This window comes from Nocardia sp. NPDC003482, from assembly GCF_053588115.1.
This window is the reverse complement of sequence record NZ_JBSFPI010000006.1, coordinates 138,753-160,335: the sequence shown is the minus strand read 5'-3', so window position 1 is coordinate 160,335 and position 21,583 is coordinate 138,753. Positions and strand designations below refer to the sequence as shown.

At 70.5% G+C, this 21,583-nt stretch carries 23 protein-coding genes; 10 read left to right on the top strand and 13 right to left on the bottom strand.

Features of this window, described 5'->3' with window-relative positions:
- From ACWDSJ_RS11550 to ACWDSJ_RS11540, 3 genes are all read right to left on the bottom strand, one after another.
- The gene (locus ACWDSJ_RS11550; protein WP_450031275.1) at positions 1 to 846 is read right to left on the bottom strand and encodes an MlaE family ABC transporter permease; all 846 of its coding nucleotides are present in this window, start codon (positions 844 to 846) and stop codon (positions 1 to 3) included.
- 10 nt (positions 847 to 856) lie between these two features.
- Positions 857 to 1,654, bottom strand: a complete 798-nt coding sequence (locus ACWDSJ_RS11545; protein ID WP_450031273.1) for an MlaE family ABC transporter permease — start codon at positions 1,652 to 1,654, stop codon at positions 857 to 859.
- 74 nt (positions 1,655 to 1,728) lie between these two features.
- Entirely contained in the window at positions 1,729 to 2,391 is a 663-nt protein-coding gene (locus ACWDSJ_RS11540) for a TetR/AcrR family transcriptional regulator (RefSeq protein WP_450031271.1), read from the bottom strand.
- Positions 2,392 to 2,542: 151 nt separating this feature from the next.
- On the opposite strand from ACWDSJ_RS11540, the gene ACWDSJ_RS11535 reads away from it, so the two are divergent.
- From ACWDSJ_RS11535 to ACWDSJ_RS11510, 6 genes are read left to right on the top strand one after another with little or no spacing between them, the layout of a single operon-like run.
- Positions 2,543 to 3,403, top strand: coding sequence for a mycofactocin-coupled SDR family oxidoreductase (locus tag ACWDSJ_RS11535; RefSeq protein ID WP_450031269.1), 861 nt, complete (start codon positions 2,543 to 2,545; stop codon positions 3,401 to 3,403).
- A gap of 34 nt (positions 3,404 to 3,437) precedes the next feature.
- Positions 3,438 to 3,629, top strand: a complete 192-nt coding sequence (locus tag ACWDSJ_RS11530) for a ferredoxin (protein ID WP_387360372.1) — start codon at positions 3,438 to 3,440, stop codon at positions 3,627 to 3,629.
- 22 nt (positions 3,630 to 3,651) lie between these two features.
- A complete protein-coding gene (locus tag ACWDSJ_RS11525) occupies positions 3,652 to 5,019 on the top strand; it encodes a cytochrome P450 (RefSeq protein WP_450031267.1) in 1,368 nt (455 codons plus the stop codon).
- Positions 5,016 to 5,984 carry a hypothetical protein gene (locus ACWDSJ_RS11520; protein WP_450031265.1) on the top strand — a complete coding sequence of 323 codons (969 nt, stop codon included), beginning with the start codon at positions 5,016 to 5,018 and terminating at the stop codon, positions 5,982 to 5,984. Before ACWDSJ_RS11525 ends, ACWDSJ_RS11520 begins: the two co-directional genes overlap by 4 nt.
- A gap of 23 nt (positions 5,985 to 6,007) precedes the next feature.
- Positions 6,008 to 6,529, top strand: a complete 522-nt coding sequence (locus ACWDSJ_RS11515) for a twin-arginine translocation pathway signal (protein ID WP_450031561.1) — start codon at positions 6,008 to 6,010, stop codon at positions 6,527 to 6,529.
- Between the two features lie 28 nt (positions 6,530 to 6,557).
- On the top strand, positions 6,558 to 7,217 hold the full coding sequence (locus ACWDSJ_RS11510; protein ID WP_387360366.1) for a TetR/AcrR family transcriptional regulator: 660 nt from the start codon (positions 6,558 to 6,560) through the stop codon (positions 7,215 to 7,217).
- On the opposite strand, the gene ACWDSJ_RS11505 is transcribed toward ACWDSJ_RS11510, so the two are convergent.
- Positions 7,198 to 7,707 (bottom strand): hypothetical protein, encoded by a 510-nt coding sequence (locus tag ACWDSJ_RS11505; RefSeq protein WP_450031559.1) that lies wholly within the window; start codon positions 7,705 to 7,707, stop codon positions 7,198 to 7,200. The genes ACWDSJ_RS11510 and ACWDSJ_RS11505 overlap by 20 nt on opposite strands.
- 223 nt (positions 7,708 to 7,930) lie before the next feature.
- Here ACWDSJ_RS11505 and ACWDSJ_RS11500 point away from each other — a divergent pair, with 223 nt between their 5' ends.
- From ACWDSJ_RS11500 to ACWDSJ_RS11485, 4 genes are read left to right on the top strand one after another with little or no spacing between them, the layout of a single operon-like run.
- The gene (locus tag ACWDSJ_RS11500) at positions 7,931 to 9,100 is read left to right on the top strand and encodes an amidohydrolase family protein (protein WP_450031263.1); all 1,170 of its coding nucleotides are present in this window, start codon (positions 7,931 to 7,933) and stop codon (positions 9,098 to 9,100) included.
- Complete coding sequence (locus ACWDSJ_RS11495; RefSeq protein ID WP_450031261.1) at positions 9,097 to 10,332, top strand: M24 family metallopeptidase; 1,236 nt, start codon at positions 9,097 to 9,099, stop codon at positions 10,330 to 10,332. The genes ACWDSJ_RS11500 and ACWDSJ_RS11495 overlap by 4 nt, the downstream gene beginning before the upstream one ends.
- Positions 10,322 to 11,440 carry a M24 family metallopeptidase gene (locus ACWDSJ_RS11490; protein ID WP_450031260.1) on the top strand — a complete coding sequence of 373 codons (1,119 nt, stop codon included), beginning with the start codon at positions 10,322 to 10,324 and terminating at the stop codon, positions 11,438 to 11,440. Before ACWDSJ_RS11495 ends, ACWDSJ_RS11490 begins: the two co-directional genes overlap by 11 nt.
- A 1-nt stretch (position 11,441) precedes the next feature.
- Positions 11,442 to 13,964, top strand: a complete 2,523-nt coding sequence (locus ACWDSJ_RS11485; protein WP_450031258.1) for a CoA transferase — start codon at positions 11,442 to 11,444, stop codon at positions 13,962 to 13,964.
- 31 nt (positions 13,965 to 13,995) lie between these two features.
- Here the strand turns inward: ACWDSJ_RS11485 and ACWDSJ_RS11480 are convergent, their stop codons facing one another.
- Genes ACWDSJ_RS11480 through ACWDSJ_RS11440 form a run of 9 tightly spaced genes read right to left on the bottom strand, consistent with a single transcriptional unit; the run spans position 13,996 to position 21,569 of the window.
- A complete protein-coding gene (locus ACWDSJ_RS11480; protein ID WP_450031557.1) occupies positions 13,996 to 15,219 on the bottom strand; it encodes a cytochrome P450 in 1,224 nt (407 codons plus the stop codon).
- 30 nt (positions 15,220 to 15,249) lie between these two features.
- Entirely contained in the window at positions 15,250 to 15,444 is a 195-nt protein-coding gene (locus ACWDSJ_RS11475) for a ferredoxin (RefSeq protein WP_387360354.1), read from the bottom strand.
- Between the two features lie 13 nt (positions 15,445 to 15,457).
- Entirely contained in the window at positions 15,458 to 16,666 is a 1,209-nt protein-coding gene (locus ACWDSJ_RS11470; RefSeq protein ID WP_450031256.1) for an NAD(P)/FAD-dependent oxidoreductase, read from the bottom strand.
- The gene (locus ACWDSJ_RS11465; RefSeq protein WP_450031254.1) at positions 16,663 to 17,505 is read right to left on the bottom strand and encodes an SDR family NAD(P)-dependent oxidoreductase; all 843 of its coding nucleotides are present in this window, start codon (positions 17,503 to 17,505) and stop codon (positions 16,663 to 16,665) included. The genes ACWDSJ_RS11470 and ACWDSJ_RS11465 overlap by 4 nt, the downstream gene beginning before the upstream one ends.
- Positions 17,502 to 18,341, bottom strand: a complete 840-nt coding sequence (locus tag ACWDSJ_RS11460) for an alpha/beta fold hydrolase (protein ID WP_450031252.1) — start codon at positions 18,339 to 18,341, stop codon at positions 17,502 to 17,504. Before ACWDSJ_RS11460 ends, ACWDSJ_RS11465 begins: the two co-directional genes overlap by 4 nt.
- Positions 18,338 to 19,105 carry a hypothetical protein gene (locus ACWDSJ_RS11455; protein WP_450031250.1) on the bottom strand — a complete coding sequence of 256 codons (768 nt, stop codon included), beginning with the start codon at positions 19,103 to 19,105 and terminating at the stop codon, positions 18,338 to 18,340. The genes ACWDSJ_RS11460 and ACWDSJ_RS11455 overlap by 4 nt, the downstream gene beginning before the upstream one ends.
- On the bottom strand, positions 19,102 to 19,719 hold the full coding sequence (locus ACWDSJ_RS11450; RefSeq protein WP_450031248.1) for an NADPH-dependent FMN reductase: 618 nt from the start codon (positions 19,717 to 19,719) through the stop codon (positions 19,102 to 19,104). Before ACWDSJ_RS11450 ends, ACWDSJ_RS11455 begins: the two co-directional genes overlap by 4 nt.
- 33 nt (positions 19,720 to 19,752) lie before the next feature.
- Positions 19,753 to 20,742 carry a cyclase family protein gene (locus tag ACWDSJ_RS11445; RefSeq protein ID WP_387360342.1) on the bottom strand — a complete coding sequence of 330 codons (990 nt, stop codon included), beginning with the start codon at positions 20,740 to 20,742 and terminating at the stop codon, positions 19,753 to 19,755.
- Positions 20,742 to 21,569: a coniferyl-alcohol dehydrogenase gene (locus tag ACWDSJ_RS11440; protein WP_450031246.1), complete on the bottom strand. Its 828-nt coding sequence runs from the start codon at positions 21,567 to 21,569 to the stop codon at positions 20,742 to 20,744. The genes ACWDSJ_RS11445 and ACWDSJ_RS11440 overlap by 1 nt, the downstream gene beginning before the upstream one ends.
- Positions 21,570 to 21,583: the final 14 nt, after the last annotated feature.

The window sequence follows — 21,583 nt, the reverse complement described above, 5'->3', positions numbered from 1 at the left end:
CTATCCCGACAGGTTGAAGTTGCCGTTGGCCCCGTACACCGACAGCGACACCAGCAGCGTCACCGAGACCACCGCGATCAGCGAGGTGCGCACCGCGTTGCCCACCGCGATGCCCACCCCGGACGGCCCGCCGCTGGCGAAGAACCCGAAGTAGGTGTGGATGAGCAGGATCGTGATGGCCATGCACAACGCCTGCACGAACGACCACACCAGATCCAGCGGATTGAGGAACGTCGAGAAATAGTGGTCGTAGAGTCCCGCCGACTGCCCCAACAGGAACACCGTGGTGAACCGGCTCGCGAGGAACGAGGCGATGACCGCCAGCGCGTACAGCGGCGTGATGGCCACCATGCCCGCGACGATCCGGGTGCCCACCAGATACGCGATCGGTTCGATGGCCAGCGATTCGAGCGCGTCGATCTCCTCGTTGATGCGCATCGCGCCCAGTTGCGCGGTCGCGCCCGCACCGAAGGTCGCGGCCAGGCCGATGCCCGCCACGACGGGCGCCGAGATGCGCACATTGATGAACGCCGACAGGAATCCGGTCAGCGCCTCGATCCCGATATTGCCCAGCGAGCTGTATCCCTGCACCGCGAGCGTGCCGCCGGTGGCCAGGGTCAGGAACCCGACGATGACGACCGTGCCGCCGAACACCGCCAAAGCCCCTGAGCCCATGCTGATCTCGGCGATGAGCCGGATCGTCTCGCGCGGATAGCGGACCGCCGCCGCGGGCGCGCGCACCAACGCCTTCAGATAGAACAGGGTGTGGTCGCCGATGCGGCCCAGCCCCTTGATCGGCCGCTGCGCGCGGCGCACCTGTTTGGGATAGCGCGCGGCAATGGTCATGGGCGGCACCTCATTTCGCCGTCATCTGGATGCCGATCGCGGTGACGACGACATTGATGACGAACAGGGACATGAACGCGTACACCACGGTCTCGTTGACCGCGTTGCCGACGGCCTTGGCCCCACCGGTGACGATGAGCCCCCGATAGCAGGCCACCAGCCCCGCGACCAAGCCGAACAGCAGCGCCTTGATCGAGGAGATGATCACCTCGTTCACGCCGGTGAGCAGCGTGATGCCCGCGGCGAACGCGCCCGGATTGACGTCCTGGACGTAGACGGAGAAGACGTAGCCGCCGAGGATGCCGATGATGCAGACCAGATTGTTGAGCAGGAACGCCACCAGACCCGAGGCCAACATGCGCGGAGTCACCAGGCGCTGCACCGGATTGATGCCGAGCACCTGCATGGCGTCGATCTCCTCGCGGATCGTGCGCGAGCCGAGGTCCGCGCACATGGCCGTCGCCCCCGAACCCGCGACGATCAGCACCGTCACCATCGGCCCGACCTGGGTCACCGCCCCGAAGGCCGCGCCCGCGCCGGACAGATCGGCCGCGCCGAGCTCGCGCAACAGGATGTTGAGGGTGAAGCTGACCAGCACGGTGAACGGGATCGCCACCAGCAGCGTCGGCACCAGCGACACCCGCACGATGAACCAGGACTGCTCGAGGAACTCCCGGGTCTGGAACGGCCGCCGGAAGACGAACCGAACCGCGTCGGCCGACATGGCGAACAGCCCGCCGACCACTTGGAGAACGCTCACGCTCCGCCGGGCCAGGGCCGGGGACCAGCGGGGCACTCCGACACCCATCGATCCACCTCCCTCTCACAAACGGATAATGAGATTCTCGTCATCGACAAGGCTCGCATACCGAATATGAGAATTCAATACTCGCCAGCGCCGACGATGCCGTGCGCGCAGAACGCCCACGCCTCGGCGGCCGAGATGGGATGCGGATCGGCCTCGACCGTACCGGGATGGGCGATGAACATGACCGCCTGCATGGTCGTCGCGGCCAGCCGTCGCGGATTCGCGCCAGGCCGCAGCCGCCCGGCCGCGCCGACCCGTTCCATCAGCTCGGCGAACAGCGCGAACAGCGCGGCGTGCGCGGCCCGCACCTCGGCCGGATCGCAGGTGCGCAGCCGCGGCGAGAACTCGGTGAACAGCGGCCGGTGCGCGTCGGGGTCCGGGCGGCACAGATGGAACAGCAGCTCGACCGCCGTGCGCAGCGCGTCCACCGGATCCTCGCGCACGGTCGCGGCCGCGCGGATCTGGGCCGCGGTCTTGCCGACCGCCTCCTCGTAAAGGGCCAGCAGCAGTTGATGTTTGCCGTCGAACTGGAGATAGAAGCTGCGCAGCGACTGCCCCGACCGGTCCACGATCTCCTGAACGGTGAAGTCGGTGCTGCCCTTCTCGGTGATGATGGCCTGCGCCGCGTCCAAGAACTGCTCGACCCGCCGCCCCGCGCGCTGGGCCGCGCCGCGCAGGGCACGCTCGACCGCGCGCTGTTTCCAGGCGGCTTGCCGCGTCTCGCCGGTGTTACCCATCGCCGCCTCACTGAAAATGTGATTCTCGCGTTCCACTCCTGGTCGTGAACGGAGTCGAACCTTGCTGCCAACTTCTAGGTAGAGTACCGTTCTCTTTCGCGGAAGTATGATTCTTCTCGCATCGAGCACCCAGCAGTGAAGGGGAACGACCGTGGGACGTGTCGAGGGCAAGGTCGCATTCATCACGGGCGCCGCGCGCGGCCAGGGTCGCAGCCACGCGGTCCGCCTCGCCGAGGAGGGCGCCGACATCATCGCGGTCGATCTGTGCGAGGACATCCCCACCCTCGGCTACGCGCTGGCCCGTCCGGAGGATCTCGAGGAGACCGCGAATCTGGTCGGCAAGACCGGCCGCCGCATCGTCACCGCGAAAGCCGATGTGCGCAAGGTGGATTCGCTGCGCGCCGCGCTGGACGCGGGGCTGGCCGAATTCGGCAGGCTCGATATCGTGGTGGCCCAGGCCGGGATCGCGGGGATGAAGGGGGAGCCGCAGTACCAGGCGTGGTGCGATGTCATCGACACCAATCTGATCGGCACCATCAACGCCATCCAGGTCGCGTTGCCGCACTTGAGGTCCGGCGCATCGGTCATCGCCACCGGATCGACCGCGGCCATGATGGACACCTCCAAGACCGATCAGCCCGGCCGCGATCTGGGCGGCATCGCCTACGTGCACTCCAAGCGGGCGCTGTCGGCCTACGTGCACGACCTCGCGACTCACCTCGCGCCCCACGGCATTCGGCTCAACGTCGTGCATCCGACCAACTGCAACACCCCGATGTTGCAGAGCGAGCCGATGTACCGCTCCTTCCGCCCCGATCTGGAACATCCCACCCGCGCCGACGCCGAACCGGTGTTCGGGGTGCAGCAGGCCATGCCGATCTCCTACATCGAGCCCGAGGACATCAGCAACGCCATCGTCTACCTCGCCTCCGAGGAGGCCCGGTACGTGACCGGCATGCAGCTGCGGGTGGACGGCGGCGGCTATCTGAAGTGGTACGACCACCACCTGTGAGACCGGCGGACGAGACGACAGCGAGGACAGTGCGATGAAGGTTCGGGTCGATCCGGAACGCTGCCAAGGCCACACCCTGTGCGCCCTGGCTGCGCCGAAGGCGTTCGAGTTGAGCGAGATCGATGGCCATTCGACGGCGGTGTTCGACGAGGTGCCCGCCGATCAGGAGGAGCAGGTGCGCGAGGCGGTGCGTTCGTGCCCCGAGCGCGCCATCGCCGAGGCGTGAGCACACCGGAGGGAAACACACTGTGAGCATCGACGAGGTCGCCGCGGGCGAGGACCGCAAACGCAACCGCTACCACTTCGACCGGCACACCCCCGAATACCGCGGCCGCTTCGAGCAGATCACCCGGGAGATGCACGAGCGCTGCCCGATCGCGTGGACCGACACCTACGACGGGCACTGGGTCGCCAGCGGCGCCAACGAGGTCTTCGAGCTGGCCCGCTGCCCGCACGTGTCGAATGATCACGACCTGAACGGGGAACGCAAGGGCTACAAGGGAATATCGATCCCCACCGCCCGGCGCGCCTCGGTGGTGCGCGGCGGCATCCTGGAGATGGACGATCCGGAGCATCGGATCTATCGGCAGGTGCTCAACCCGTATCTGTCGCCCGCGGCGGTCAAGCGGTGGGAGCCGTTCATCGACGAGGTGGTCCGCGCGAGCCTGGACGAGCGGATCGAGGACGGGCGCATCGACTTCGTCGACGATCTGGCCAATATCGTTCCCGCCGTGCTGACCCTGGCGATGCTCGGTATCCCGCTGGAGAAGTGGTCGGTCTACAGCGAGCCGGTGCACGCGGCGGTCTACACCCCCGAGGATTCCCCCGACGCGGTGCGGGTGGCGGAGATGCACCGGCAGATGGGCCTGGATCTGGTCACCAATCTGCACGAGATCAAACAGAATCCGCGGCCCGGTCTGGTCGACGCGCTGATCCAGCTGCGCATCGACGGCGAGCCCGCGCCGGATCTGGAGATCCTCGGCATGCTCGGGCTGATCATCGGCGGTGGGTTCGACACCACCACCGCGCTCACCGCGCACGCGCTGGAGTGGCTGTCGGAGCATCCGGACCAGCGCGAGCTGCTCGGCCGGGAGCGCGAGCATCTGCTCAATCCGGCGACCGAGGAGTTCCTGCGCTACTTCACCCCCGCGCCCGGCGACGGGCGGACCATCGCGCAGGACTTCGAGGTGGCGGGCACCCGCTTCCAGGAGGGCGAGCGGCTGTGGCTGTCGTGGGCGATGGCCAATCGCGATCCGGCGGTGTTCCCGGATCCCGACGATGTGCTGCTGGATCGGAAGGGCAACCGGCACTTCAGTTTCGGGATCGGCATCCATCGCTGCATCGGCTCGAACGTCGCGCGCACGGTGTTCAAGTCCATGCTCACCGCCGTGCTCGACCGGATGCCCGACTACCGTTGCGATCCCGAGGGCACCGTGCACTACGACACCATCGGCGTCATCCAGGGGATGCGGCATCTGCCCGCGACCTTCACCCCCGGGGAGCGGCTGGGCCCCGGACTGGACGACACCCTGAAGAAGCTGCAACGCATCTGCGACGAACAGCGATTGGCCGCGCCGGTGACGGTCCGGCCGGAGGCCGCGGTGATCACCGAGTGAAAGATCTCGCCGATCCCGACGTGGATCCCCGCACCCTGCTCCTGGCCGCCGAGGAGGCGGAGGCCGCCGCCGAGGCCGCCGAGGCCGAGGCCGCCGCCGCCCGGGCCCGCGCCCGCGCGGCCCGGCTCCGCCAGCGCGCCGACGCTTCGGCCCGCACGTCTGAAACCAGCACGCCCGCAACCGAACCCAGCGTGCCCGTCTCCCCCACCCCGCCTGAACCCCCCGGGTCCGAGGAACACTCGACACCGCAAACGGCGCTGCACACGACGAACCCCGCTGTGGCAGAGGACGATTCCGCGACAGATACGGATACCCGAGCGCGCGCCGGGGCCGAGGAGGACGCGACGCCGCAGGCGGTGCGGTCCGTGGCGGATCCGGAGGCCCGAGCGGGTACCGACGCGGCGGGGGAAACGGCTGGGGGCGAGGCGGATTCCGAGGAGCGGACCCGGCTGCGGCGGGTGCGGGCGCGGGTGGCGGCGGTCGGGTGGCGGCGGGGCGCGGTGGTGGCCGTGGCGGTGGTGCTCATCGTGGTGTCGCTCGGGGTGAGCGGGTTCTCGGTGTGGCGGCATCGTCAGGCGGAGGCGGAGCAGCGGCGGGCCGCGGAGTTCACCGCGGCGGCGCGGCAGGGGGTGGTGGCGCTGACGTCGCTGGACTTCAACCACGCCAAGGACGATGTGCAGCGCGTGCTGGACAATTCCACCGGGGCGTTCCGGGACGACTTCCAGGGCCGCGCGGACGATTTCACCAAGGTGGTCCAGCAGTCGCAGGTCACCACCGAGGGCAAGGTCACCGCGACCGCCGTGGAGTCCATGACCGACGACTCGGCCGTGATCCTGGTGGCGGCCACCTCGCAGATCACCAATTCGGCCGGGGCGAAACAGGAACCGCGGGTGTGGCGGCTCAGCGTGACCGTGACGCGGGCCGACGACCGGATCAAGATGTCGAAAGTGGAGTTCGTGCCGTGAACGCCGTCCGCACCGGGGCCACCGTGGCCGCGCACCTGATCCGTCGCGGATTCGCCGCGCTGCGCCGCGCGCCCGGGGCCGTCGCGCTCACCGTGCTCGTGCTCGCGAGCACCGTCACCGCGGCGTCGCTGATCTGGTTCCAGTACCTGCCCGATCGCCGCGCCGACGACTCGGACCGGGCCGCCGCGCTCGCCGCCGCCCGGGACGGCACGGTTGCGCTGCTGTCCTACGCCCCCGACACCCTCGATCACGACTTCGACACCGCCAAATCCCATCTCACCGGCGACTTCCTGACCTACTACACGCAGTTCACCCAGCAGATCGTGGCCCCGGCGGCCAAGGACAAATCCGTCAAGACCACCGCCACGGTCGTGCGCGCCGCGGTCTCGGACCTGCGCGACGACACCGCCACGGCCCTGGTGTTCATCGATCAGAGCACCACCTCCGCCGCCAAACCCGATCCGGCGATGACGGCCAGCAGCGTGCGCGTCACCCTCACCAAAACCCAAGGGATATGGCGCATTTCGGCGTTCGATCCGGTGTAGGCCCGCCGGGCCGAGGGGCAGGACGCGCATGAGCCACCTCGAGGAGGAGCGGCAACCGGCGTGGGTGCGGCGCTCGGTCGACCGCTCGCTGCGCGGGGCCCGGGTGCGAGCGGGCAACCGCGCCAACCGTTTTCTGGACGCGGCGCAGGCGGCCATCACCGAGAAGGGCAGCACCGACATCACCGTGCAGGAGGTCGTCGACCGCGCCGGGCAGTCGCTGACCAGTTTCTACATGCGCTTCGACGGCAAACACGAACTGCTGCTCGCGCTCTACGAGGACACCCTGGACCGGACCGTCGCGCAGATCCGCGCGGCCACCGGCAATCGCACCGATCCGCTGGACAAGCTGCGCATCGCGGTCGAACTGCTCTATCAGCTGTGCCGGCCCGATCCGCGCACGCAACGGCCGCTGTTCACCGAGTTCGCGCCGCAGCTGCTGCGCTCGCGGGCCGCCGAGGTCCGCAAGGCGCACGCGTCGCATTTCGAGCTGTTCACCGAACTGCTCACCGAGGCCGAGCGGGCGGGCGCGCTGCCGCCCGGGGCGAATCCGCGCCGCCTGGCGGCGATCACCATGCAGGCCGTCATGTACATCGCCCGGCCCACCGCGGCCGACGACGACGCCGATCCCATCACCGCCGCGGACGTGTGGGCGTTCTGCTCGCGCGGGATCACCCGCCCACGGGACTGAGATCCGCGACAACCGGTGGCCACCAAGCCATTCCGCTGCACAGCGTCTCGGTGGGCCCGGTCGCCGCGACGCGCACGCCCGCGGCGGCCAGCGCCTGCGCCTTGAACACCTGGGCCGCCGCGCTCAGGTGATGCAGCACCGGATCGACCCGGTACTCCGGCACCGCGGGCCAGTTGGCGCCCCAGCCGACGACCTGGATGCCACCGTCGTCGAGGGCGCGGCGCAGCCCGTCGGCCATGCGCGCGTCCCAGTCGATCAGTTCGGCGGCCACCGCGATCGCGTGCGGCCGCCGATCCACCCCGCCCGTATCGAGCACCGCCCGCAGGTCCAGCACCTCCGCGCCGAGGATGCGCAGCGGCCGATCGTCGTCGGGCTCGGGGACGAGCACGCTCACCTCCCAGCCCGCGGCGGCCCGGTCGAACAGCCAGCCCCCGGCGTGTTCGACGGCGTCGGCGACGCTGGTCGCGACCACGTCGAGGCGGTATCGCACGACTCCCCAGTCGAAGCGCAGGCGGGTTCCGGCGAGCTTGTGCACCCGCGGATCGCCGCGGCGGCCGGGATCGTGAGACCGAGCGTCCATGGCCTCGAGGATAACACCATTCTCCCAGTCAAAATGCCCGAAAAGGGCCAGCTCTTCGATGCCTGGATGTACACGCCTCTCGAAAAATGATAACGTCATTCTCGCAAGCGAACCTCAGTCATGGAGGGACCCGATGTCGGCTCCGACCAGCAGTGCTTCCCTGTATCCGCCCGGCGGCTTCGGACCGCCCAAGGACCGGCGCGGCCATGCCGAGGGCGGTCTGGGGCTTCCCGTCGGGACGGAGGTGTTCTCGGCCGACAATCACATCTCGCTGGCCGACGACATCTTCTACGAGCGGTTCCCCGAGTCGCTCAAGGACCGGGCGCCGCGGGTCTGGTACGAGGACGGCGCGTATCAGCTGGGCCGCAAGGGAAAGTCGTTCCTGCCCGGCGATTTCAGCCATGTACTCATGCAGTACGACCCGCTCGAGGGATCGGGCAGCGCGAACCTCGAGGCCCGCATCGCGGACCTGCGCGCCGACGGCATCGCCAAGGAGCTGGCCTTCCCCAACGCGCTGCTGGCGCTGTTGTTCTACCCGGACAAGGAGATTCGGGAGCTGGCGTTCCGGGTGTACAACGAGTACATCGCCGAGTTGCAGGAGCGTTCGGGCGGCGCGTTCTACGGTGTGGGCCTGATCAACTGGTGGGACGGGCAGGGCGCGCGGCGCACCCTCGCGGAGCTGAAGTCGTTGGGGCTCAGGACGTTTCTGCTGCCGCTGTCGGCCGGTAAGGACGACGACGGCAAGGTCATCGACTACGCGGGCACGGCGATGCGTCCGGTGTGGGAGGCCATCGAGGAGTCCGGGGTGCCGGTCGCCCACCACATCGGCGAATCGCCGCTGTCGGCGCCGTGCGAGGTCAACAGCGTGGCCGTGGGCATGATGCACAATGTCGCCCCGTTCCGGGAGTTGTTCGCCAAGTACATCTTCAGCGGCATCCTCGACCGCCATCCCGGTCTGTCGGTCGGCTGGTTCGAGGGCGGCATCAACTGGGTGCCCGCGGCGTTGCAGGACGCCGAGCACATGCTCGCCTCCTTCCAGCACATGCTCGACCGCCCGGTCGAGCACGAGGTGCGCCACTACTGGCGAAATCACATGCGGGCCTCGTTCATCGTCGATCCGCTCGGGCTGTCCATGGTCGACCAGATCGGCCGCGACCGGGTGATGTGGTCGTCGGACTACCCGCACAACGAGAGCACGTTCGGCTATTCGGAGAAGTCGCTGGCCGCGGTGGTCGAGGCGGTCGGACCCGAGGACGCCGCGCGCGTGGTGAGCGGCAATATCAAGGACTTCCTGGGCCTATGACTTCCTCCGTGACCGCGGGCGCCGCGCGGTTCGAGATACCCGAGCGGCCCGATCGCGCCCGCATGCGCCGCGACACCGGGGCGCGGCTGCGTTCGGCGATGGCGGCGCGGGGCGTGGACGCGCTGGTCCTGCTGCACAACAGCAATGTCGTGTACGCCACCGGGGCCAACTGGCCGCTCGGCGACGCCGGACTCGCGCACGTCGAGCGCCCGGTGGCGGTGGTGGTGGCCGGGGATCCGTGGCCGCATCTGTTCCTGCCGTTCCGGGAGGGCGCGGCGGCGGAATCCGAGCTGCCCGACGACCATCTGCACGGCCCGGTGTACCTCGAATTCGACGAGGGCGTCGCCGAATTCGCGCGGCGGCTGGCCGAACTCGTGCCCGCGGGCTCGACCGTCGCGGTGGACGAATGCACCGGGGCGATGCGGCGCGCGGGCGACGCGGTCTTCCCCGGCGGCCCGCCCTCGGACGCGGCCCTCGTGGTCGGGGCCGCCAAGCTGATCAAGACCCCGGACGAGATCGCCTGTATCCGCACCGCGTGCCGGATCACCGAACGGGCCATGGTCGACGTGCAGGCCGCGCTCGCTCCCGGCCGCCGCCAGATCGATCTGTCGGCCCGATTCATCCGGCGCGCCTTCGAACTCGGCGCGACCGCGACCATGCTGGACGCCATCTGGCAGGTCATGCCCGACAGCAGGGCCGACGGTGTGTGGACCACGCACGGCGATCTGGCGCTGCCGCTGCTCACCACCGCGCGCGAACTCGCGGCGGGCGATGTGCTGTGGACCGATGTCAGCATCACCTACGGCGGCTACTGCTCCGACTTCGGCCGCACCTGGCTGGTGGGTGGCGAGCCGAATGCCGCTCAGCGCGACCAGTTCCGGCGGTGGCGCACGATCCTGAACGCCGTGCTCGACGTGACGAAGGCGGGGGCGACCGCGGCGGATCTCGCGCGGGCGGCGACCGCCGCCAACGACGGCGTGAAACCCTGGCTGCCGCACTTCTACCTCGGCCACGGCATCGGGGTCAGCGCGGCCGAAATGCCCATGATCGGAACGGATCTCGGGCCCGAGTACGACGAGAACTTCGTCTTCGAACCCGGCATGGTCCTGGTGCTGGAGCCGGTCGTCTGGACCGACGGCACCGGCGGCTACCGCAGTGAGGAAATCATCGTGATCACCGAGGACGGCTGGACCGCACTCACCGACTACCCCTACGCGCCCTATGAAGACTGAGGTAGCGCCGGACGACCGCGCCCTGCGCCTGGGGCGGCGCGAGCGCGCGCTGGCCCAGATGCGCGCCCACGATCTCGACGTCCTCGTCCTCGGCCGACAGGGCAACGCCCGCTACGTCTCCGGCGCGCCGCAGCTGTGGGTGGCCGGGACCCGGCCCTTCGGCCCGGTCGCCACGCTCGTCCGCGAGACCGGCGACGTGCACCTGCTGAGCACCTGGGACGAGGGCATCCCCGACGACATCCCGCACGAGCACCTGTACGGGCTCGCCTGGAACCCGATGAACCTCGTCGCGGTGCTGCGCGAGATCCCGGGCGCGGCGACGGCGAAGCGGGTCGGAACCGACGCGCTGTCACCGTCTTTCGCGGCGATGCTGCCCTCGGCGTTCCCGAACGCCGAGCTGGTGGACGGCGAACTCGCCCTGCGGGCGGCGCGGCGGATCAAGACGCCCGAGGAGATCGCGGTGCTGCGCGACTCGCTGCGGGTGGCCGAGGACGCGCTCGCCGCGGCCGGGGCCCATCTCGCGCCGGGCGTGACCGAACAGGAGCTGACCGGAGTCGTGCTGGAGGCGGAGGCCGCGGGCGGGGTGAGCACCCCCGCCGCGCAGGACTGCGCGTGGGTCACCTCGCGCGAACACCCGTGGCGCCGAGCCGGAGTGGATCGGCGCGTCCGGGACGGCGATCTGGTGGCGATCTCGGCGAGCGTGCTCGGCGACGGCTACATCGGCGAGGTGGGCCGCACCCACCCGGTCGGCGACTCCGCCCACGCCCGTGGCCTCTACGGACGCTGGAACAGCTTGTGGGACAGACTGATCGGAGCCTGCCGCCCGGGCCGGTCGGCCGCCGGTCTGCTCGACGCCTACACCGCCGCCGGGGAGGCGCTGCCGCCGGTGCCGGTGGCCCGGGGCCTGGGTATGGGTTTCGATTCACCCGTGGTGTCGCCGATATTGCGCGGCACCGCGACCGCGGAACGCCTCGAACCCGGCATGGTCCTGGCGGTCACCGGCTATGTGTGGCAGTCCGGCGTCGGCGCGGTCTTCGGCCGGGACGCGGTGCTGATCACCGACACCGGGGCCGAGGTGCTGACCGGCGCGCCGCACTGGGACCACTGAGATGGCGGTTCTCGACGGCTGTCTGGTGGCCGACCTGTCCTCGGGCATCGCGGGCGGATACTGCACCAAACTGCTGGCCGACGCCGGGGCCGAGGTGGTGAAGATCGAAGCGCCCGAGGGGGATTCGCTGCGGCGGTGGACCGCCTCAGGCGCGCAACTCGCATCCGGGGCGGACGGGGCGCTGTTCGCCTTCCTCGCCGGATCCAAGCGCGGCGTCGTGGCCGATCCTGCGGTCGCGGTCGATCTGGAGCTGGTGGACCGGATTCTGGCGGCCGCGCGGGTGGCGGTGTGGTCGCCCGGTTCCCCTCTGGCCGAGCATCCGCACTGCGCGCCCGCGGCTCTGCGCGCCCGCCACCCGCATCTGATCGTCACCGCGATCACGCCGTTCGGGCTGGACGGTCCGTGGTCGGACCGGCCCGCCACCGAGTTCACGCTGCAAGCCTGGTCCGGGGGCATCGTCGGGCTCGGGCGCGGCGCGCCGGACCGTGCGCCCGTGCACGTGGGCGGGCGGATCGGCGAATGGTTCGCGGGCGCATACGCTTCCGTGGCCACGCTCACCGCGCGGTGGCGCGCGCACGACACCGGAGTGGGCGAGCTGTGCGATCTGTCGATGCTCGAGACCCAGATCCTGGGCCTGACCTACTATCCGGTGTCGTTCTTCGAGGGGTTGGGCCGCCCGTTCCGCGACCGGCGGCGGCTGAGCGTGCCCGGTGTCGCGGCGGCCGCCGACGGCATGGTCGCCGTGGGGTGCGGCACCGCCCAGCAGTGGTTCGACCTGTGCGCCATGGTCGGTCATCCGGAGTGGATCGACGAGGGCATCGGGCCGGGCATCACGGAACGTGCCACCGAGAAGGCCCCCGAGATCATGGCGTGGATGGCCGAACAGCCCGTGGACGTGATCCGGGATCTGGCAACGGCTTTCCGCATCCCCAACGGCCCCGTCGTGCACGGCGCGAACGCGCCCAGCATGGACCATTACCAGGCGCGGCGCTTCTTCACCACCAACCCCCGCGACGGCTTCACCCAGCCCGGTCCGCCCTACCGCACCGCTCCCCCGCTCCTGCGCGCCCCCGAACCCGCCCCGCGCCTGGGCGAGCACACCGACCACTACCGCGCGCTGCCACCGCCGAAGCCGGTGTCGCGCAGGGGTCCCGCGCCCGACACGCTGACGCCGCTGAATCCGTTGTCGCGCAACGTTTCCGAGGCCGACACGCTGACGACGCCGAAGCCGGTGTCGCGCAATGGTTCCGAACCGGACGCGCTGCCGTTCCGTGGTCTGCGGGTGGTGGATCTGACCACGTTCTGGGCGGGGCCGTCGTGCACCCACTATCTGGCCATGCTCGGCGCGGACGTGGTGCATGTGGAATCGGGGACCCGCCCGGACGGAACGCGGCTCATCGCGGGCGTGCCCGCCACCGAGGAGCGGTGGTGGGAGAAGTCGCCGATCTTCACCGGTCTCAATACCGGGAAGAGGAGCATCACCCTCGACTCGCGCACCGACGACGGCCGGAAGATCCTGCACGCGTTGATCTCTCGCGCCGATGTGGTCGTGGAGAACTACACGCCGCGCGTCATGGAACAGTTCGGCCTCGATCGGGACACCGTGCGCGAGCTGCGGCCCGACGCGATCATGGTGCGGATGCCCGGTTTCGGCCTGGACGGTCCGTGGCGCGACCATCCGGCGTTCGCCTACGTCATCGAGGACACGTCCGGATTGACCTGGCTCACCGGCTATTCCGATCAGAATCCCGTCGAGCCCTATTCGATCGGCGACCCCAACGCGGGCGTGCACGCCCTCAACGCCCTGCTGCTCGCCCTCGAACACCGCCGCCGCACCGGCGAGGGGGCGCTGGTGGAGGCGGCGATGGTGGAGGCCGCGCTGAATGTGGCCGCCGAACAGGTCATCGAGTACTCCGCCTACGGCACGCTGCTCGAGCGCGACGGCAACCGCGGCCCGGTGGCCGCGCCGCAGAACCTCTACCGCGCCAAGGGCATCGACGAGTTCGGGCGCGAAGACCGTTGGGTGGCGATCGCGGTGGAAACCGACGATCAGTGGCAACGCCTGCGCGCGGCCCTCGGCGATCCCGTGTGGGCGAGGGATGGTGACCTGTGCACGGCGCCGGGACGCCGCCGCCAGCACGACCTCATCGACGCCCGCCTCGCCGCGTGGTGCGCCGAACGCGACAGCGACTCGATTGTCGAAACCCTCTGGAAGGCAGGGGTTCCCGTGGCGAAGGTGATGCAACCGCACCGCCAGGCCGAGCTACCGCCCCTGCTCCACCGCGGCTTCTTCGAACCCGTCCCCCACCCCGTGCTGCCCACCGCGCGCCACAGCACCGTCCCGATCCGCTTCTCCGCCGGACCCGAACGGTTCCATCGCGCCCCCGCTCCCCTGCTGGGCGAGCACACCACCGAGGTCCTCACCGAACTCGGCCTGACCGAGGAACGGATCGCGACCCTGGCGGCCGACGGAATCATCGGCGGCACACCGGAAGTCGTGCGCGCCCCCGCCCGGACCGAGTGATCCCCTCGGCGCGGGCCGGGGCGTCGCGCACCTACCAGGTCACGGGCAGCACGTAGACGCCGTAGGCGAGGCGGTCGTGCTTGAACTCGACCTCCTCGAACGGGATCGCCAGCTTCAGGGTCGGGATCCGCCGCGCGAGGGTCCCGAACACGATCTGCAACTCCGCGCGCGCCAACTGCTGGCCCACGCACTGATGCGGGCCGAAACCGAAGCCGACGTGCTTGCTCGCCGGGCGGCGCAGATCCAGCTTGTCCGGCTCGTCCCACGCCTTCTCGTCCCAATTGGCCGGGGCCAGATCGAAGATGATGCCCTCGCCCGCGCGGATGGTCTGCCCCGCGACCTCGATATCGCCGACCGCCACCCGCCGCTGCCCGTTCTGGATGATGCTGAGATACCGCATCAGCTCCTCGACCGCGCCCGCGACCACCTTCGGATCGTCGGTGTCGCGCAGCAGCGCCCACTGCTCCGGATTGTCCAGCAGCGCGAGCACTCCGAGGGAGATCATATTGGCGCTGGTCTCGTGGCCCGCGATGAGCAGGCCGGTGCCGAGCTGCGCGGCCTCGCCCATGGTGATCTCGCCCGAGCGCACCCGCTCGGCGATATCGGACAGCGCGTCCTCGGCCGGTTCGTCCAGCTTCTGTTTGATGAGGTCGACCAGGTACCGGGCCAGGGTGCTGCGGCGCTCGTCGGCCTGCTCCTTGGTGGCGAAGCGGTCGACGCTGGCGGTGGCCGACTCCTGGAAGAACTCGTGGTCGTCGTAGGGCACGCCGAGCATCTCGCTGATCATCAGCGTCGGCACCGGCAACGCCAGTCCGGCCACCAGATCCGCGGGCCGTGGCCCGGCCAGGATTCGGTCGATGTGCTCGTCGGTGACCCGCTGGATCACCTCGCGCAGCCCGTTGACCCGCTTGACGGTGAACGGTTTGGTGAGCATCCGGCGGTAGTGGCTGTGCTTCTCGCCGTCACTGGTGAACACCGACGGCGGGCGGCTGGTGACGATGGACTTCATGCCCTCGTTCCAGTGCGGGAAGCCGTCGAGGTGGTCGTTCACGCTCACCCGCGGATCGGCCATCAGCGTCTTGTACTCGGCGTGGCCGGTGATCAGCCACGGGGTGCTGCCGTCCCAGATCCGCACCCGGCTCAGCGGCGCGGCCCGCCCCAGCCGCAACGCCTCCGGGGGCGGCGCGAAGGGGCAGGCGGACGAACGGAGCATCGGGTACTCCGAGATACCGTCGGTCTGCGCGACGTCGGTCATCACTTCGGACACGTTGGGACTCCTGCCGTTTCATTCCTCGATGTGGATCGCCGAGGCCGGGCACACCGCCGCGGCCTGGCGGACGTCGTCGGCGAGCTCGCTGGGCGGGTGCTCGTCGAGCAGGACGACGATGCCGTCGTCGTCGCGCTGGTCGAACACCCGCTCGGCGTGCATGACGCAGTGCCCGGCCGCGACGCATTTGCCTTGGTCGACAGTGACTTTCATCCGAACCCTCCTTCTACGGGGCGTACGCGGGCGCGTGGACCTCGAATGTGCCGATCAGCGAACGCCGGTGCGCGGCTACCTGTTTGGGCATGTTCCAGCCGAGCACCGCGACGGGTGCGCCGTCGGCACGGTCGAAGCGGGCGACGAACCGCCCGGCCGCCGGATCGCCCTCGACCACGACGGCGCGGGCGTCCGGCGGGATGATCCCGTGCACCTGGACCTTGGTGTCGTACTGATCGGTCCAGAAGTACGGGACGGGCTGGTAGGCCCGGTCCGCGCCCAGGATGTTGGCGGCCACCAGTTGCGCCTGGGTGGTGGCGTTGGTGCGGTTCTCCAGATGGCAGCCCCCGCCCACGGCCGGATGGTGCCAGCGCGTGACATCGCCTGCCGCCCAGATGTTCTCGGCGGCGCGGCACCGCGCGTCGCAGACGACGCCGCGATCCAGCCGCAGCCCGCTGCCGACGAGCCAGTCGGTGACGGGTGCCGCGCCGATCGCGATGACCACGAGATCGGCGGGCACCGTCTCCGCACCGCCCGCGGAGTCCAGAACCACCCCGGTGACCGCGCCGTTGCGGGCGGTGAGGTTCCGGACGCCCGCACCGAGCCGCAACCGGACGCCGTTGTCCGTGTGCAGCTCGGCCAGTTTCCCGGCGGCGAGGTCCCCGAGCTGGTTCGCCATCGGGGCGTGCTGCAACCCGGTCATGGTGACCTCGTGCCCGAGTCGCCGTGCGGTGGCGGCGATCTCGGCGCCCAGCACGCCTTCGCCGACCACCACCACGCGCCGGGCGCGGGTCAGGCCGTCGCGCAGGGCGAGCGCGTCGTCCAGGGTGCGCAGCACGTGCACCCCGGCCGGCTCGATCGCGCCGGGCAGGGTGCGCGGGCGGGCGCCGGTGGCGATCACGATGTGCTCGGCGGTGATCGGCCCGGTCGCGGTCGCGACGGTGCGGGTCGCGGAATCCAGTGCGAGCGCGGGGTTTCCGAGCACGAGGTCGATCTCGAGGTCGGCGAGCAGCCGGGGCGCGCGCAGCAGGGTCCGTTCGGGTCGCCAGGTCCGCGACAGGATCTGCTTGGACAGCGGCGGCCGGTCGTAGGGCAGGTGCGGTTCCGCGCCGAGCAGGGTGATCGGGTCGCGGTAGCCGTCGCGGCGCAGCGCCTCGACCGTCGCCAGCCCGGCGGCGGAGGCGCCGACGACGAGGACGCCGGTGCGGCGGACGCGGCTCACGACCGCTCCGTCGTCGCGGCGACCCGGCCGTCCGGTTTGGGCAAGGGGCGCAATGGTTTTCCGGCGGTGATCCCGCCGTCGATCGGCAGCACGGTGCCGGTGACGTAGCGGGACCGGTCGCTGGCGAAGTACTCCGCGACCTCGGCCACGTCCTCGGGGGTGCCCTCGCGGGCCAGCGGCCGGTCGGCGCGCATGGATTCGCGCACGGCCGCCTCGAATCGCTCGCTGACCTCCGAGCGCATCCGGGTGGCCGACGCGGCGAGGAAGCCGGTGGGGATGTTGCCGGGCGCGATGCAGTTGACGCGAATGTCGTGGCGCGCCAGCTCGATCGCGGCGGATTTGGTGAAGTGGATGACCGCGGCCTTGGACACGCGGTAGCACTGCACCCCGCCCCCGGCCTGGATGCCGCCGATGGAGGACACGTTGACGATCGAGCCGCCGCCGTGGTCGGCCATGTGCCGGGCGGCGAGGCGGGTTCCGGCCATGACGCTGAGCAGGTTGACGCTCAGCACCCGGTGGAAGTCGCCGAGGTCGTCGTCGAGGAAGGTCTTGTGCATGGTGCCCGACATCCCGGCGTTGTTGCACAGCACGTCCAGCCCGCCGAAGGTCCGCACCGCCACGTCGACGAGCGCCTCCAGCTGCTCCGGATCGGCCACGTCGACGCGCCGGAACACCGCCGAATCACCGTAAGCGGCAATCGATTCCGCGCCCGCCTCGGCGTCGATATCGCCCACGACGACGCGCGCCCCGGCGGCGACGAACCGGGCGACCGTGGCGCGGCCGATCCCGGCGGCGCCCCCGGTGACGATGGCGACCTTGCCCGCCAGTTCCTCGCTCATGAGGTCGATTCCTTTCCTGAGTGTTCGTCGAGGAAGCCCAGCAGCAGCCGGTTCACGACCCCCGGCTGTTCGATCTGCGGGCAATGCCCCGCGTCCGGGATTACCTCGGCGCGCCCGTCGGGGATCTGCTTGGCGATCTCGGCCGCCCAGCCCGGCGGCAGCAATTTGTCCCGTTCGCCCTCGACCAGCAGCACCGGCACCGTGATGCGGTGGTAGGCGCGCTCGCTCGACGGCGCGGGCGGCGCGTCGGCCTCGGGACGGCGAAATCGGGCCGCCGCCAAGGCCTCCCACGCGCCCGGCGCGATACTGGACCGGTAGCGGCGTTCCACGTACCGCTCGTCGCCGGGGAACGACGGCGAATGGAACAAGGCCGTCACGATGCGCCGCATGGCGGGCAGGGTGGCGTCGTAGTCGTAGAGCGCCCGCATGTGCTCGTTCTGCTGGATGGTCCCCCCGCCGCACAGCGCGACCAGGCTCCGCATCGGCAGTCGCGGTCGTGCGGCGGTCGCGTCGACCAGCAGATTGATCGCCCCCATCGAATTGCCCACGAAATGCGCCGAATTCACCCCGAGCACGGCCAGCCACCGCGCGAGATGCCGGATCCGCAGCCCCCGCCCGTCGGTGAAGTCCACCACCTTGGCCGAGGCCCCGAACCCGAGCATGTCCGGCGCGAGCACGCGGTATCGCCCGGCCAGCGCGTCGATGGTGTGCTCCCATGCGATCTCGGCGTCGCAGCCGAACTCCCCGCCGTGCAGCAACACCACTGGCTCCCCCGCACCGGCCTCCAGATATCCGGTGACCAGCCCGTCCACCACGAGTGTCCGCCGCGCGCTCACGACGCGCTCCCCATGGCGTCGTCCGGCCACGTCCACGCGCCGCCGGGCAGCGGCACGCGGTCCACGATCCGCACGCCCTCGGGGTCGGGTTCGGTCCCGGTCACCGCCAGCCGGATTGTGCGCAGGCCGAGGTCGGTCAGGATGGCCGCGGCCACATAGCGATCGAGGGCGGTGAGCGAATGTCGCTGCGCCCCAGCGTTCAGGGCTGTGCGGATCGCCTCGCGCTGGGCACGCACGTAGACCAGGACACCGCAGCCCGCGCGGGCGATCCGATCCAGGGCGCCGCGCAGGTTCGCGCGGCAGTCGCACAGCGCCGAGCCGAGCACGTCGCCGAGCAGGCATTCCCCGTGCAGCCGTACCAGCGGGGCGGGGGCCGACTCCGGGTCGCCGTGGACGAAGGCGACGTGTTCGCGGCCGAGGCCGTCGACGAATCCGATGGCCCGGAAACTTCCGGGCGGCAACGGTACTCGCGCCGCGCCGTGGCGGCGCACCCGGGCCAGCTCGCGGTCCCGGTGATCGGCGAGGTCCGCGGTCGTGATCGTCGGGAAGCCCTGCGCGCGAATGGCGTGCAGCGATTCCGCCGCCACCGGCACCCGCACCAGCAGCGCGCGGGAGCCCTCGCCGAGCAGATCCGCGGCCTCGATCGCGTCCGCGGGAGCGTGTTCGGCCGCCGTCACCAGCTGCCCGTGCCGCCCGTCCGCGGCGAGCACGAGAACCATGCCGCGCGAACGCACTTCGGCGAGGGCGGCGGCGACGGCGGTCACGACCGGGCCCCGCCCGCGCGGGCGAAGGACAGCACCTGCGCCGCGAGCAGTTCGAGTTGGGCGTTGACCGTGGAGTCGACCAGCGTGCCCTCGGCGTCCCACACGGGATCGGCGGAGTTGATCGCCACCCCCAGCGGCGTCGGCCAGGCGCGCAGCGCGTGCCCGATGACCCGCAGCTGCCCCAGCGTGCCCACCGCCGCCTGCCAGCCGTAGGCGCAGGTGATGCAGCCCCACGGCTTGTTGTCCAGATACACCACCGGGTCGCCGCGCAGATCCTCGATGTAGTCCAGCGCGTTCTTCACCAGACCGGAGATGCCGCCGTGGTATCCGGGTGAGCCGATCACCACGGCGTCGGCCGCGCGCAGGGCCTCGACCAGGGCGGTCGCGGCGGGGGTGCGCGCGGTGTCGTGCGGGTTGTACATCGGCAGGTTGATGTCGGGACCGCTGAACACCGCCGTGCGCGCGCCCAGGCGCTCGGCCACCGAAAGGCAGTGGCGCAGCGCGCGTTCGGTGGACGAGCCCGATCGCAGCGTGCCGCCGACGCCGACGACGAACGGGCGCTCGTCGCGGTCGGTGGCGTCGCCGACGGCCGCCGGTGTGGTGCTCACGGTCATGCCGGTACCTCGTGCTTCCTCCGGGTCGCGCATCTACTTGATGGCGAGGGGGTTGATCGGTGAGCCGACCGCGCCCACCACGCGCAACGGCGGTGCGATCAACTGGAATTCGTAGACGCCGTCCGCGGCGCAGTCGGCGGCCAGCGCGGTCAGGTCCCAGTACTCGCCGAGCATCAGGCCCATATCGCGCAGGCAGAGCATGTGCATCGGCAGGAAGGTGCCGTCCACGCCGGACACCGGGTCCTCGACCATCAGATTGTCGGCGGCCACTGCGGCGACCTCGCGTTCGTGCAGCCACGTCGCGCACCGCCAGTCCAGCCCCGAGTACGGTTCGGAACCGTCCCCGGCCTCCTGGAACCGCGCCCACCAGCCGGTGCGGATGAGCACGATGTCGCCGGTGCCGACCTCGACGCCCTGGGCGCGGGCCACCTCGTCGAGTTCGTCGGGGGTGATGGGTTCGCCTGCGGCGAGGAACGTTTCGGCTCCGCGGTGGCGGACCAGATCGAGCAGCACGCCGCGGGTGGTGATGCCCTTGCCGTCGACCTTGTCGATGCCGCAGTGCACCGCGCCCAGGCTGGTGACCGAACTCGCCGGGAACCCGTTGTACAGCTGCTCCTCGTAGTACACGTGCGACAGCGCGTCCCACTGGGTGGCCGCCTGCAACGGCATGATGATCAGATCGTCGTTGAACCGGAACGGGTTGTCGGCGAAGAATCCGCTCAGTTCGCGAGCGACGCTGTTGCGCAACCACTTCGGCCCGTACTCGGCCAGCGTCCGCGCGTCCCCGCCGTCCACGGTCATCACGTGCACGGGGTTGTGCCGGAACTGGAACGCGCCCTGCGGGCCGTTCGAGCCGAAGTCCACGCCCAGCGGGAACACCTTCCCGTGCCGGACCAGACCCGCCGCCGCGGCGACCTTCTCGGCGGTGATGAAATTGAGCGTGCCGAGTTCGTCGGCCGCGCCCCAGCGGCCCCAGTTGCGCACCCGCTCGGCGACGCGCCGGAAATCTGTCAGATCGGCCACTATCGTTTCCCTTCGGAGCTTGCGGCGGCCGCCCCCGCGATGCGGGCGGCCGTGTTCCCCCCGTCGACCCACACCACCTGGCCGGTGATGTAGCTCGCGGCCCGGCTGTTGAGGAACACCAGCACCGCCGCCTGCTCGGCCGGGGTGGAGACGCGGCCCAGCGGTTTGGGGATGGTGTCGAGATAGTCCTGGCCGTAGGCCGAGCGCAGCTGGTCCAGGATGGGCGTCTCGGTGACTCCCGGTGCGGTGCAGTTGATCCGGATGCCACGCGCCCCGAGCGGGACGGCGTGGCGCATGGTGTAGTGGATGATCGCCTCCTTCGACAGCCGGTAGCCGCCGTCGGCGATCGCCTCGGGATGCGCACGGCACCAGTCGATTCCGTCCGCGAGGCCGGTGGTGGCGAGCAGGCCCTCGGACTGGTCGCGGTGCTCGAGGTAACCCGCGGCCGCGAGCGAGGAGACGCTCGCGATGGTGCCTCCGGAACCCATTGCCGCCCAGAGTGATTCGGCGCAGTACCGCATACCGAGGAAGTTGATCGCCACCACCCGCAGCGGATCGCCGATGCCCGAGGACACCCCGGCCACATTGAACAGCGCGTCCACCACCCCGCCGATCGCGGCCACCGCGCGATCGATGGAGTCGGTGTCGGTCAGATCCACGCGGTGGAACGCGTCGAGCGCGAGGTCGGGGTCGGCGCGATCCAGGCCGATCACCTCGCCGCCCAGTTCCCGGACCTGACGCGCCACCTGCGCGCCGATCCCCGAGGAACAGCCGGTCACCACGACGCGTCGGCCGTCGTACCGCCAGAGTTCATCGATGCGTTCCACCGCGGGCATCCTCG